The sequence below is a fragment of the Alteribacillus sp. JSM 102045 genome, from assembly GCF_041949975.1.
Classification (GTDB): domain Bacteria; phylum Bacillota; class Bacilli; order Bacillales; family Marinococcaceae; genus Alteribacillus.
The window spans coordinates 1-11,232 of record NZ_JBHFQG010000010.1; the positions used below are offsets into that span (position 1 = coordinate 1).

Consider the following 11,232-nt stretch of genomic DNA (forward strand, 5'->3'; position numbering starts at 1 on the left):
AATGAACAGTCTCCCCACCGAACAGGCAGCCGAGAAAGTCGTGTACCTGCAGGTGAAAGAGTACAATGAACGTTGGTCCGGTCGTAAACTCCGTGGATTCGGTACGGCCGCCCCAGCCTTAAAAAAAATGTTCACGAACCGATACGGGGAAGGTCAGAACGAAGAATAACCTTCCCTCTGTAAGAAAACTCAAGAAGTTATTCTTAGGATACTCTAAAAACATTACACAAACTTATTGACGGTACCTAATAAAAAAGACATTTACACTTATTATAAAGAGTTAATGACAGACGAAAATCTTTTATTAAAATATGGAGGCGGAAGCGTCTCAGAAAAAGAAGCAAAGTTATTGGCTTCTTACAACAAGTTTGTGTTAAAAGGTAAAAAAATGGAAGGAGAAGATGCTGCTGCGCTTCTGTACACAAAATATTTGCTTGCTGGAGTGAAAGAAACACAAAAAATTAAAAACGTAGTCATTGATGAAGCTCAAGACTATAGTCTATTTGAATTTTACACTTTAAAAAAAGTTACTAATACCGAGTTATTTACCATTCTAGGTGACTTGTCTCAAGGCATTCATAGCTATAGAAGTATTATGAATTGGGATGAAGTTATCGAAAATGTGTTTAATAAAGCAACCTATACTACGTTGGAACAAAGTTATCGTACGACACAGGAAATTATGGAATGGGCAAATACGGTTATTCAATACAGCCAATCGGAAGGATTACCCCTTGCCAAACCAGTAGTCCGACACGGAGATGAACCGAGTTTTTATTTATTTGATACCTCGAAAGACGCAGCATTGCAGATTCAAGAAAGGGTTTCGCAATTTAAACAAAAAGGTCATCAATCGATTGCGATAATAGGGAAGACTCACAAAGAGTGTTCTATAATCCATAAAGCTTTAAAAAAATATACAGGCTTTTCATCCAAGGTATTAGAAGAGAACGAACATTTAGAAGAAGGGATCATTCATGTGGTGCCTTCTTATCTATCCAAAGGCCTTGAATTTGATGCAGTCGTACTGATCACCGATAAAGAGAATTATAACTTGAATAATGAATTAGATATCAAATTGTTGTATGTAGTAATGACACGAGCTCTCCATGACTTGGACATTTTTTTACATCGGACCCATCAAACCGGATTGCTTAAAGAATTACTGGAGAAAAAAAGCGAAAAGATGGGTAGCATAGAACAAATGTAAAACGGAACTATCGTTCACCTTTATAATGGACGATTGTTTTTGAGATTGAAGAAAATTCGCTATGGACAAGAGGCGTTATTTCGGTGATTTCCTTGTTAAATGGGGTTCCTGCGGACATTGAATCCAAATTGAGCAAAATACACATTTTAGCATGCAATAGAGGAACGAATGTCCGTGAGCACTAAGCAAATAAAAGGGACCGCCTTTTGTTTGGCAGGTCCCTATTTGTGTATATATTAAAAACTTGCAGCAACAGACTTCGTTTTGTCTAGTCCTTCTTCAATAATCTGCTCAGCTTTATCTGGGTACTGGTTATGACCTTCTATAACTACCGTTGTAATATCTTCCACACCCCAAAAAGTAAGCATATTCCTTACATAATTAACTGCCATTTCAGCAGATTGTGCAGGCCCTTCAGAATATACCCCGCCTCTGGCATTTAGAAGAGCAACCTTTTTATCCATTAGTAATCCAATTGGTCCGTCTTCTGTATAACGGAATGTCTTGCCTGTTTGTGCCAGGTAATCTAAATACGTATGCAGCGCAGCCGGAATAGTAAAATTCCATAGCGGGAATGCGAAAACGATCTTTTCCGCTTCAAGAAATTGATTCAAATATTTATTAACCAGGCTGGTTGCTTCCTCTTCAGCAGGAGTTAATTCCATACCTTTTGAAAGCTTGAACATCCCGTTAATCTTGTCAGTATCATAATATGGTAAATTTTCTTCAAATAAATCCAGCTCTGTTACATCATCTTCCGGATTGGATTTTTTATAATTATCGAGAAATGTTTCGTAAAGCTTTACACTTACCGATTGATCAACTGGTCTGGAATTTGCCTTTATAAATAATACCTTTGCCATAATAAAAACCTCCATCATTCATTTCTGTTTGCGAAATGTTGTCATAGCAACTATTTTAGCAAAAATTTTTAAGTAATTAACTTTATACCAAAAATTTTTGAACGTTGTTATTGATTTTTGATAACAGACGTTCTAATTCTACAAGCTCTTCCTCAGAAAATCCCTTACACACTGTTTCATTAAATTCCTCTGCAATGGGTACCACCTTATCTCCAAGGCTTTTTCCTTCAGGAGTGAGATACAGCTTTAGCAAGCGGCGGTCCTCCGTACTGGGAACTCTTCTAATAAAACCTTTTTTTTCTAAATTAGAAGACATACGCGCAATATTTGTTTTATCTTTATTAAGCTTTTGTGCTATTTGGCTTTGTGACCTCCCATCTTCTTCCCACAATAACATCATAATTAAGTTTTGTTCTGGAGCAAGGTTATAGTCTGCTAACATAGATTTAATATAATTGGTAAGGGACAAATCGATGTTATGAATTTTAATACTGATATAATCTTGAATGGATAATTTCAAAGCCCATCCTCCAATAATTAATTCTGAGCTTGCTAACAAGTTCAAAGTATAAAAAAGGTTCAATGGAATGTCAACGAATATGTTTAATTCCAATTTGTTGCAATTACCCTTTTAGTAGGTTCCAACCTACAAATGTCATTATTCTAAATATCAATCAAACGTTTGATTAACAAGATGAGAATACATAAAGGTCCCATATATAACCATGAAACCAACAAAAGACACATTCGGAGGGATTTATATGAAAGTATGTCGGTCTGGTGGGAAAGAGGTAATATTATATATTGACAGCAAAAAATGACTTAGGGTCTGTCCTCTTTATTTGACTTGATAATAGATTGGTTTAAACAGTTATATTTTTGGAGGAAATGCTCTGATAAAGGAGTAATTGGGAGTTGTTAGGGTTGAAACATCAAGAGCAGGACATTATTAATTATTTTCGCAAAATGGACCGGAGCTACTAGATGGATCGAGACAAAGAAATAGCTCACATGGACCAGGCAGTGGCTATTGGGCATGGCCAAACGATTTCCCAGCCATCTCTTGTATTAAAAATGACGTTATCTTTAGAACTCAAGCCGGACTCTAAAGTATTAGAAATTGCTACAGGCTCTGGGTTTCAAACAGATTTGCTAGCTTCCTTTTCTAAATCTGTTTATACCGTTGAGCGTATTGAGCCTTTACATTACAGAGCAAAAGAGAAATTAGAAACTGCTGGTTTTACCAACATTTCTTTTAAATTAGGAAGATGTAAGCCAGGGGTGAAAGAGAATGCGCCCTATGATCGGATTATGGTCACCGCAGCAGCTGAAGAAGTTCCATTTGAATTAGTCAATCAATTGGAAAAAGGCGGGAAAATGATAATCCCGGTTGGAAGTCAATTAAACCAGGAACTTCGGCTAATAAAAAATATAAAGAGGGAGAACTTCATTCCACTTTTCTCGAAAATGTAGTATTTGTAAGCTTAAAGGGGGGGTAATGATTAGATGAAAAGTACAAATAAAATTAAATTAAAATCCCCCCCCCTTTACAAAATACCTCATAGTGTATACAATGCAAATAGAATTAAAAACAAAAAGGAAATAAAAAGGGTGTTAGTATGAACAGGGTAGACAAAATATAAATAATGTTTTAGTATAATATACGGTGGCAGTTGAATCACTTTATTATTTTTTATCATTTTAAATACCCTATATGGTATATGTTTTAAAGAAAGGAGATTTAAAATATGAATGTAGATAAAATATTAGATGCAAAAGGGCTGGCATGTCCAATGCCAATTGTGAAAACCAAAAAGGCAATGGATGAATTAATATCTGGGGAAGTATTAGAAATTCAGGCTACAGATAAAGGGGCAAAATTAGATTTAACAGCCTGGGCAAGATCCGGAGGACATGAGCTGCTTGACGAAGCAGAAGAAAATGGCGTTTTTACGTTTTATATAAAAAAAGGGTAAGGGTAAGATATATTTTTTTAAATTTTTATATACCCTATACGGTATTTTGGAGAGGAGAAACAATGATGGCTAAAAAGAGAACAACCATTATTCTATTTAGCGGTGATTATGATAAAGCCATGGCAGCTTATATTATTGCAAACGGTGCTGCTGCTTACGACCATGAAGTAACTATTTTTCACACGTTTTGGGGTTTAAACACGTTAAGAAAAGAGGAACACACTCCTTCAAAAAAAGGATTTCTAGAGAAAATGTTTGGCAAGATGATGCCGCGAGGAGCTAATAAATTAGGACTTTCTAAAATGAACATGATGGGCATGGGTCCTAAAATGATCAAGCATGTCATTAACAAGCATAAAGCAATGGAGCTTCCTCAATTAGTGGAAATGGCTCAAGAACAAGGTGTGAAACTAGTGGCTTGCACGATGACCATGGATTTGCTTGGTTTGCAGAAAGAAGAACTTCTGGACGGCTTAGATTATGCAGGGGTAGCCGCTTATTTAGCAGATGCAGAAGATGCTAATACAAACTTATTTATTTAATTTCTCTCATTAATATACCCGTACTTGTATGAGTTATAATTTATATTCATTTGGAAAAGTTATTAGTGAGATTTGAAAGGAGCGGAAGCCGAGTGGTTAAAGAAATTAATCCGGAAGAAGTATCTCAGCTGCTTAGAGAGAAGAAAGATGTAAATATTATTGATGTTCGAGAAGATGATGAAGTGGCTCAAGGCAAAATCCCTGAAGCCAAGCATATCCCTTTAGGCGAGCTGGAAGATCGTTTGAACGAAATTGAAAAAAATAAAGAACATATTGTGGTTTGCCGATCTGGTGCTAGAAGCGGCAAAGCCAGTGAATTCTTAAAGAGTAAAGGTTACAACGTAATGAATATGACTGGCGGTATGCTTGACTGGAAAGACAAAGTTGAAAAGTAAAGGGGGAGCAATAAAATGGGAATGGAAGCAAATGAAGTGTTGGATGCCAAAGGACTTGCGTGTCCTATGCCGATTGTAAAAACAAAAAAAGCAATGACCGACCTTGGATCCGGTCAAGTCATGGAAGTACAGGCAACAGATAAAGGTTCAACTGCAGATATAAAAGCCTGGGCCGAGAGCACTGGTCATCAATATTTGGGGACAGTCGAAGATGGAGAGGTGCTAAAGCATTATTTAAGAAAAGCTAGTGAAGGAGAAGAAAAAGAAGAGGTTATCCACGAAGATGTGATGGATCTCGATGAATTAAGAAACAAGTTAGAGGGAGAAGAAAAGCTCTCCATTATAGATGTCCGGGAACCAGCTGAATATGCATTCGGACACATCCCTGGTTCTAAAAATATCCCTCTTGGAGAACTCGAAGAACGATTTAGAGAATTAAATAGCGACGAGGAGCACCTAATTATCTGCCGTACAGGAAATAGAAGCGACCTTGCCGCTAGAAAGCTTACAGAAAAAGGGTTTTCTACAGTGAAAAATGTAGTGCCGGGCATGACTAAATGGGAAGGTCCTACGGAGAAAAACGACTCAAAATAATAAAAGGTGGAATGATAAAATGGCGGATACAAAAGTAGCAATAATTGCGGCAAATGGATCTATGTTTGACGCCTATAAAGTATTTAACGTAGCGACAGCTGCAGCAGCTTCTGATGCGGAAGTTGGCATATTTTTCACATTTGAAGGGTTGAATTTAATTCACAAAGAGGCTCATAAAAACCTTCCCCTTCCAGAAGGAAAAGAACATTTTCATGAAGGATTTCAAAAGGCTAATGTTCCTTCCATTGAGGAACTTGTAAGTATGGCAAAAGAACTCAACATTAAGCTTATTGCTTGTCAAATGACAATGGATGTGATGAACCTCGAAAAAGATGATTTTGTTGAAGGTATTGAAGTTGGTGGAGCGGCCACGTTTATTGAATATGCCAAAGACGCCAATATGTCACTAACGTTTTAGTAAGGAGGTTAAACAAATGGCTGTAAAAACAATCACAAATAAAGAACTTGCCAAAAAGGTCATTAATAATGAAGAAACGTTGATTTTAGATGTACGTAATACGGATGAATTTGATGAGTGGAAAATAGAAGGAAAGAACATCGAAGTTATCAATGAGCCGTATTTTAATCTGCTGGATGACATAGAACCTGTTGTTGATAAACTGCCAAAAGACAAAGAAGTAATTGTTGTTTGTGCAAAAGGCGGTTCGTCCGAAATGGTGGCCGAACAGCTCGAAGAAGCGGGTTATGAAAATGTTGCCTCTCTTGAAGAAGGAATGAAAGGATGGAGTGAACATTTAGAGCCCGTAAAAATTGGGGATTTGGACGACGGTGGTGCGCTTTATCAATTTGTACGTCTTGGTAAAGGATGCTTGTCCTATATGATTGAATCCAATGGAGAAGCAGCTATTGTGGATACGAATCGAATGATAGAAGTGTATGAAAATACTGCAGAGAAACATGGAGTTCAAATCAAGCACCTGATTGATACTCACTTGCACGCCGACCATATTTCTGGTGGAAGAGAGTTAGCTGAGAAAACAGGTGGAACGTATCACCTTCCTCCTAAAGATGCAGAACAAGTAACTTTTAACTACACGCCTCTAGAAGAAGGAAATGACATTAAAGTTGGAACAACCAATATTAAAGTTCAGCCTATATATTCTCCTGGCCATACTCTTGGCAGTACCTCTTTAATTGTAGATGATAAATATTTATTGACAGGAGACATTTTGTTCGTTGAATCGATTGGACGTCCGGATCTTTCCGGCAAAGCAGAAGATTGGGTAGGAGATCTTCGTAAGACTCTATACAGCCGTTATAAAGAGTTATCAGAAGACTTAATTGTTCTTCCTGCTCACTATTCCTTTTTAAGTGAATTAGGGGAAAACGGCCAAGTAACAGCAAAATTAGGTGATCTTTATCAATCCAACTCTGGTTTACAAGTGGACGATGAAAACGAATTCCGAAAAATGGTAACGGAAAATCTGCCGCCACAGCCGAACTCTTATGAAGACATTCGTAAAACGAACATGGGTAAAATCAGTCCGGAAAATGAAGACCAACGTGAAATGGAAATTGGGCCAAACCGTTGTGCCGTTCACGAATAAGAAAGGAGTATACAAAATGAAAGCTGATCAAAAATTAGATGCTACAGGACTAGCATGCCCCATGCCAATTGTGAAAACTAAAAAGGCAATGGATGAATTAACTACCGGGGAAGTATTAGAAATTCACGCTACCGATAAAGGTGCTAAAAGTGATTTGTCCGCCTGGGTCAAATCTGGCGGCCATGAATTATTGAAAGACACCGAAGAAGATGGCGTGTTGAAATTTTGGATCAAAAAGGGTAAAAAAAGGGTACTTTTTAGTACCCTTCATTTTTTAAATTAGGAAGAAGTGAGAAACATGGAGTATAGTATTGAATTTATAGTCATCATTTTTCTCATTGGCTTTATAGGTTCTTTTATATCAGGAATGGTTGGTATTGGCGGTTCCATTATTAAATATCCGATGCTTTTATATATTCCTCCTATGCTTGGCTTTGCTGCTTTTACAGCCCATGAAGTGTCTGGTATTAGTGCTATTCAGGTGTTGTTTGCAACCACTGGAGGTATTTGGGCGTATCGAAAAGGCGGTTATTTAAATAAAAAATTGATTGTCTATATGGGAATTGGGATTTTAGCTGGAAGTTTTATTGGCGGTTATGGTTCCAGGTTTATGTCGGAAGGTGGAATTAATCTTATTTACGGACTTCTAGCTGTTGTTGCCGCGGTTATGATGTTTGTCCCTAAAAAAGGAATTGATGAAACTCCTTTAAATCAAGTAACCTTTAACAAATGGCTTGCTGCATTTCTTGCTTTCTTAGTAGGCATTGGAGCTGGAATTGTAGGGGCAGCCGGAGCTTTTATTTTAGTGCCAATCATGCTGTTAGTTTTGAAGATCCCTACAAGAATGACAATAGCCAGTTCGCTTGCTATTACCTTTATCTCTTCAATAGGCGCTACCACAGGAAAGGTTTTAACTGGCCAAGTCCTTTTCCTTCCGGCTGTAGTTATGATTATTGCAAGCTTAATAGCCTCTCATTTAGGCGCTAATGCCGGAAAAAGAGTGAATACAAAAATACTTCAAGGCATTTTGTCGCTGTTAATTTTAGGGACAGCAATTAAAATTTGGTGGGATATTTTATGAGATTATTATCGACTTCTATGACGTTATGAAATCTCACTTTTGGTTGTTTCAATATACGTTTCTATAGCAGGATGAAATTCTTTTTTATAATGGCCTTTCGGGCATGTTTTAATAACTTCTGCAGAGAAAACATTTGATTTCTTAGTAATTAAAGGCTGTTTACATGAAGGGCAATAATCATGAAGCAGCTTTCTTAACAAAGTCATTGTACTCTCTCCTTATACAATAAAGCCTATTGGTATACTGTGAATAATACCATGAATAGCTAAGAATTTAAAAGGAAAACTAGAGGGAGTTTAAAGCAGATTAGGTTTTAATTATGATACATATTGGGGTATAGAATAGAAGGTATAAAAAATGGCACCTAAATATGTATAGGAGGGTTAACATGTTTCACTATACTGTACAAACCGCAAAAGCAGTAGAAGAAGCAACGCAAAGTTTAGAGGAAAGTCTTAAAGAAGAAGGATTTGGAGTTTTGTGGAACTTCGATTTACAAGGAAAATTGCAAGAAAAAGGGGTAGATTTTAAGGATAACTATAAAATCCTTGAAGTCTGCAATCCGAAAGAAGCAGAAAAGGTATTAAGTCGCGATAAGTTGGTTGGGAATTTTCTTCCTTGTAAAATTACGGTATTTGAAGAAGAGAATAAAACGAATATTAGTATGCCTAAACCTACAGTTTTAATCGATTTTATGAATGATGATACTTTAAAAGAAATCGCTCAAGACATTGAACAGCGTATGATAAAATGTATTGACCAGGCAAGCTGACCCCAGAAGATAGAATTTAATTTGAAAGAACTGAATGTTGTGACTCCGGTTTGTCGTGCCGGAGTCCATTTTTTGGCTTGAACTTCATTTGTCTTCATAAAAAATTAACATAAAGATTTTATACTTAGTGAGAAACCAAGAAAAAGAATAGGTGGATGTACATTGGATGGAATTTGGCAGGTTGGACCATTGATCATTCATAAAGAATGGGTAGTTATTATTGTTTCCTATATTTTAACGGCTGCTCTGCTTCATTATTTAGCGTATTTTCCAGAATACAAGAAAACACAAACAGATATAGCCGGCAATGTATTGTTTTTGTTTATCGTTGTGTATCAGCTTTCATCATTTATATTTTATTTTCCGTTGACATGGCAGGATCCTATGGCAGTACTAGCTTCCCCAGGGTCTTGGAAAGAATGGACCATTGCATGGGCTGCTGGTGGGGTGTATTTATATATTTTTTCTCGACCGGTTAAGTCTTTATTTTTTCAACTGGCTGTATATGTGTTTTTAACCTTTTTGCTGACTGAATTTTTCTATACAGCTTTTTACACTTATACTCAACCAGCAACCATTCATTCGTTTTATCAAATGTCGATTGCAGCAGCAACTTTTTTCACTTTCACGTTCCTGAGGAAAAAGTTAACGTATGAACGCTTGCTTTATCTGCTGTTATTATTGTACAGCCTGTCGATGATCATGATGAACCTGATCTCTTCAGCCAAAATGTTATTTATATACATGCCTCAAGAGCCTTTCTTTGGTGCTGCAGCTATTGCTCTGATTGGCTTTATAAGACTCTTTATGAAATGGGGGGGATTTACAATTGATCGAAACGAGTGATGTTACATTATGGCTTGCTTTATGGGCAGGTGTCATTTCTTTTATATCACCATGTACACTTCCGCTCTTCCCTGCTTATTTATCTTATATCACAGGCATAGGAGTCAAGGATTTGCAGCACCATCAGAACAAAGAAATCCGTTTAAAAGTGCTGGCGCATTCTATGTTTTTCTTAGCAGGTATTTCTACGGTGTTTTTAGGGCTTGGTTTAGGAGCTTCCTATGCTGGACAGTTTGTAAATAGCTTTTTGAGAGGGGATAGCGGTCTCCTCATACAACGTATCAGTGGTGTATTTATCATTTTAATGGGCTTATACATAGCGGGATGGTTAAATATAAAATGGTTTTCCAAAGAGAAACGTTTTCGATTTACAAGTAAACCAGCAGGTTACCTGGGGACTGTTTTAGTAGGGATTGGATTTGCAGCAGGCTGGACACCTTGCATTGGTCCAATTTTTGCTTCCATATTAGTGCTTGCAGCCTCAAACCCTTCATCTGGATTAGTATACACTGTTTTTTACATAATAGGGTTTTCTCTGCCTTTTTTAATCCTCGGGTTCTTTGCAGGCTCAACAAAATGGATCTTAAAATATTCGCCTGTAATCATGAAAGCAGGCGGTGTTCTTTTAATTATTATGGGAATCTTGCTTTATTCAGGGGAGTTAACACGTTTATCGATTTATTTATTGCGTCTCGTAGAGGGTACGTGGTTTGACCAATTAGGTTAAAGATAGAGGAGGTTATAAGTATATGAGAACAGTGATAATTGGTGCTATACTATTAGCAATGCTGGGATGGGCTTTTTATGAAGTCATAATTACCGAGGAAGAAGCTCAGGAGCCGGATACAAACATAACTGGTGAAGAAGAAGCGGCAGATGAATTTCAGCTTCAGGATGAATCAGAGGAAATGGCAGAACCGGGAGAACAGGGAAATTGGCTGCAAACAGAAGAAGAAGCTCCTGACTTTTCGCTGGAAACATTAAATGGGGAAGAAATGTCTTTGTCGGACTATCGAGGAGAGAAAGTGATGATAAATTTCTGGGCTACATGGTGTCCGCCATGTCGTGCCGAAATGCCGGATATGCAAGAATTTTATGCAGATCATGATGTGAAAATACTTGCTGTTAATTTAACGCAAACAGAAGCAGGATTAAGTGAAGTCGAATCTTTTGCAGAAGATCTTGGTATAACGTTTCCGCTTCTTTTGGATGAAGAAGTGAAAGTGGCCAATGACTATGGCATTCAACCGATCCCTACATCCTTTTTTGTCGATACAAAAGGAGTTATTAAGCATATTAATGTGGGGCCGATGAATTACGATATGATGGTTAATGAATTGGAAAATATGGATTAAGGAAAAAGTCGTAAATAATGAGGTGAAAAA

The 11,232-nt window shown here is 37.2% G+C and carries 17 protein-coding genes and 1 pseudogene; 15 read left to right on the top strand and 3 right to left on the bottom strand.

Annotation, left to right across the window (positions count from 1 at the left end):
* Together ACE1TI_RS08805 and ACE1TI_RS08810 are read left to right on the top strand one after the other, a co-directional pair.
* Positions 1-169 (top strand): annotated as a pseudogene (locus ACE1TI_RS08805) (IS256 family transposase); the annotation flags it as partial.
* 114 nt (positions 170-283) lie between these two features.
* Positions 284-1,210, top strand: coding sequence for a 3'-5' exonuclease (locus ACE1TI_RS08810; protein ID WP_375007215.1), 927 nt, complete (start codon positions 284-286; stop codon positions 1,208-1,210).
* Positions 1,211-1,446: 236 nt separating this feature from the next.
* On the opposite strand, the gene ACE1TI_RS08815 is transcribed toward ACE1TI_RS08810, so the two are convergent.
* Positions 1,447-2,073, bottom strand: coding sequence for an FMN-dependent NADH-azoreductase (locus ACE1TI_RS08815; protein WP_375007216.1), 627 nt, complete (start codon positions 2,071-2,073; stop codon positions 1,447-1,449).
* An 82-nt stretch (positions 2,074-2,155) separates the two neighbouring features.
* Positions 2,156-2,593, bottom strand: coding sequence for a MarR family winged helix-turn-helix transcriptional regulator (locus tag ACE1TI_RS08820; protein ID WP_375007217.1), 438 nt, complete (start codon positions 2,591-2,593; stop codon positions 2,156-2,158).
* 464 nt (positions 2,594-3,057) lie between these two features.
* Between ACE1TI_RS08820 and ACE1TI_RS08825 the strand changes: the two genes are divergently transcribed.
* The 9 genes from ACE1TI_RS08825 (at position 3,058) to ACE1TI_RS08865 (ending at position 8,229) form a co-directional block, all read left to right on the top strand.
* Positions 3,058-3,546, top strand: a complete 489-nt coding sequence (locus ACE1TI_RS08825) for a protein-L-isoaspartate O-methyltransferase family protein (RefSeq protein ID WP_375007218.1) — start codon at positions 3,058-3,060, stop codon at positions 3,544-3,546.
* A 275-nt stretch (positions 3,547-3,821) separates the two neighbouring features.
* Complete coding sequence (locus tag ACE1TI_RS08830; RefSeq protein ID WP_375007219.1) at positions 3,822-4,049, top strand: sulfurtransferase TusA family protein; 228 nt, start codon at positions 3,822-3,824, stop codon at positions 4,047-4,049.
* Positions 4,050-4,111: 62 nt separating this feature from the next.
* Positions 4,112-4,591, top strand: coding sequence for a DsrE/DsrF/DrsH-like family protein (locus ACE1TI_RS08835; protein WP_375007220.1), 480 nt, complete (start codon positions 4,112-4,114; stop codon positions 4,589-4,591).
* Positions 4,592-4,683: 92 nt separating this feature from the next.
* The gene (locus tag ACE1TI_RS08840) at positions 4,684-4,986 is read left to right on the top strand and encodes a rhodanese-like domain-containing protein (protein ID WP_375007221.1); all 303 of its coding nucleotides are present in this window, start codon (positions 4,684-4,686) and stop codon (positions 4,984-4,986) included.
* Positions 4,987-5,001: 15 nt separating this feature from the next.
* Positions 5,002-5,580 carry a sulfurtransferase TusA family protein gene (locus ACE1TI_RS08845; protein ID WP_375007222.1) on the top strand — a complete coding sequence of 193 codons (579 nt, stop codon included), beginning with the start codon at positions 5,002-5,004 and terminating at the stop codon, positions 5,578-5,580.
* 19 nt (positions 5,581-5,599) lie between these two features.
* A complete protein-coding gene (locus tag ACE1TI_RS08850) occupies positions 5,600-5,998 on the top strand; it encodes a DsrE/DsrF/DrsH-like family protein (RefSeq protein ID WP_375007223.1) in 399 nt (132 codons plus the stop codon).
* A gap of 16 nt (positions 5,999-6,014) precedes the next feature.
* Positions 6,015-7,148: an MBL fold metallo-hydrolase gene (locus tag ACE1TI_RS08855; protein ID WP_375007224.1), complete on the top strand. Its 1,134-nt coding sequence runs from the start codon at positions 6,015-6,017 to the stop codon at positions 7,146-7,148.
* 16 nt (positions 7,149-7,164) lie between these two features.
* A complete protein-coding gene (locus tag ACE1TI_RS08860; RefSeq protein ID WP_375007225.1) occupies positions 7,165-7,431 on the top strand; it encodes a sulfurtransferase TusA family protein in 267 nt (88 codons plus the stop codon).
* Between the two features lie 15 nt (positions 7,432-7,446).
* Complete coding sequence (locus tag ACE1TI_RS08865) at positions 7,447-8,229, top strand: sulfite exporter TauE/SafE family protein (protein ID WP_375007226.1); 783 nt, start codon at positions 7,447-7,449, stop codon at positions 8,227-8,229.
* A gap of 23 nt (positions 8,230-8,252) precedes the next feature.
* On the opposite strand, the gene ACE1TI_RS08870 is transcribed toward ACE1TI_RS08865, so the two are convergent.
* Positions 8,253-8,435: a hypothetical protein gene (locus ACE1TI_RS08870; RefSeq protein ID WP_375007227.1), complete on the bottom strand. Its 183-nt coding sequence runs from the start codon at positions 8,433-8,435 to the stop codon at positions 8,253-8,255.
* Positions 8,436-8,617: 182 nt separating this feature from the next.
* On the opposite strand from ACE1TI_RS08870, the gene ACE1TI_RS08875 reads away from it, so the two are divergent.
* The 4 genes from ACE1TI_RS08875 (at position 8,618) to ACE1TI_RS08890 (ending at position 11,202) form a co-directional block, all read left to right on the top strand.
* A complete protein-coding gene (locus ACE1TI_RS08875) occupies positions 8,618-9,001 on the top strand; it encodes a DUF302 domain-containing protein (protein WP_375007228.1) in 384 nt (127 codons plus the stop codon).
* A 162-nt stretch (positions 9,002-9,163) separates the two neighbouring features.
* Positions 9,164-9,847 carry a hypothetical protein gene (locus ACE1TI_RS08880; RefSeq protein ID WP_375007229.1) on the top strand — a complete coding sequence of 228 codons (684 nt, stop codon included), beginning with the start codon at positions 9,164-9,166 and terminating at the stop codon, positions 9,845-9,847.
* Entirely contained in the window at positions 9,831-10,574 is a 744-nt protein-coding gene (locus tag ACE1TI_RS08885; RefSeq protein ID WP_375007230.1) for a cytochrome c biogenesis CcdA family protein, read from the top strand. Before ACE1TI_RS08880 ends, ACE1TI_RS08885 begins: the two co-directional genes overlap by 17 nt.
* 22 nt (positions 10,575-10,596) lie before the next feature.
* Complete coding sequence (locus ACE1TI_RS08890; protein WP_375007231.1) at positions 10,597-11,202, top strand: peroxiredoxin family protein; 606 nt, start codon at positions 10,597-10,599, stop codon at positions 11,200-11,202.
* Positions 11,203-11,232: the final 30 nt, after the last annotated feature.

What these genes read in the sequence shown, in the direction of transcription:
- ACE1TI_RS08875 (WP_375007228.1), top strand. Translation starts at nt 8,618, where the DNA reads ATGTTTCACTATACTGTACAAACCGCAAAAGCAGTAGAAGAAGCAACG.
- ACE1TI_RS08825 (WP_375007218.1), top strand. Translation starts at nt 3,058, where the DNA reads ATGGATCGAGACAAAGAAATAGCTCACATGGACCAGGCAGTGGCTATT.
- ACE1TI_RS08850 (WP_375007223.1), top strand. Translation starts at nt 5,600, where the DNA reads ATGGCGGATACAAAAGTAGCAATAATTGCGGCAAATGGATCTATGTTT.
- ACE1TI_RS08835 (WP_375007220.1), top strand. Translation starts at nt 4,112, where the DNA reads ATGATGGCTAAAAAGAGAACAACCATTATTCTATTTAGCGGTGATTAT.
- ACE1TI_RS08865 (WP_375007226.1), top strand. Translation starts at nt 7,447, where the DNA reads ATGGAGTATAGTATTGAATTTATAGTCATCATTTTTCTCATTGGCTTT.
- ACE1TI_RS08855 (WP_375007224.1), top strand. Translation starts at nt 6,015, where the DNA reads ATGGCTGTAAAAACAATCACAAATAAAGAACTTGCCAAAAAGGTCATT.
- ACE1TI_RS08815 (WP_375007216.1), bottom strand. Translation starts at nt 2,073, where the DNA reads ATGGCAAAGGTATTATTTATAAAGGCAAATTCCAGACCAGTTGATCAA.
- ACE1TI_RS08810 (WP_375007215.1), top strand. Translation starts at nt 284, where the DNA reads ATGACAGACGAAAATCTTTTATTAAAATATGGAGGCGGAAGCGTCTCA.
- ACE1TI_RS08830 (WP_375007219.1), top strand. Translation starts at nt 3,822, where the DNA reads ATGAATGTAGATAAAATATTAGATGCAAAAGGGCTGGCATGTCCAATG.
- ACE1TI_RS08870 (WP_375007227.1), bottom strand. Translation starts at nt 8,435, where the DNA reads ATGACTTTGTTAAGAAAGCTGCTTCATGATTATTGCCCTTCATGTAAA.
- ACE1TI_RS08845 (WP_375007222.1), top strand. Translation starts at nt 5,002, where the DNA reads ATGGGAATGGAAGCAAATGAAGTGTTGGATGCCAAAGGACTTGCGTGT.
- ACE1TI_RS08890 (WP_375007231.1), top strand. Translation starts at nt 10,597, where the DNA reads ATGAGAACAGTGATAATTGGTGCTATACTATTAGCAATGCTGGGATGG.
- ACE1TI_RS08860 (WP_375007225.1), top strand. Translation starts at nt 7,165, where the DNA reads ATGAAAGCTGATCAAAAATTAGATGCTACAGGACTAGCATGCCCCATG.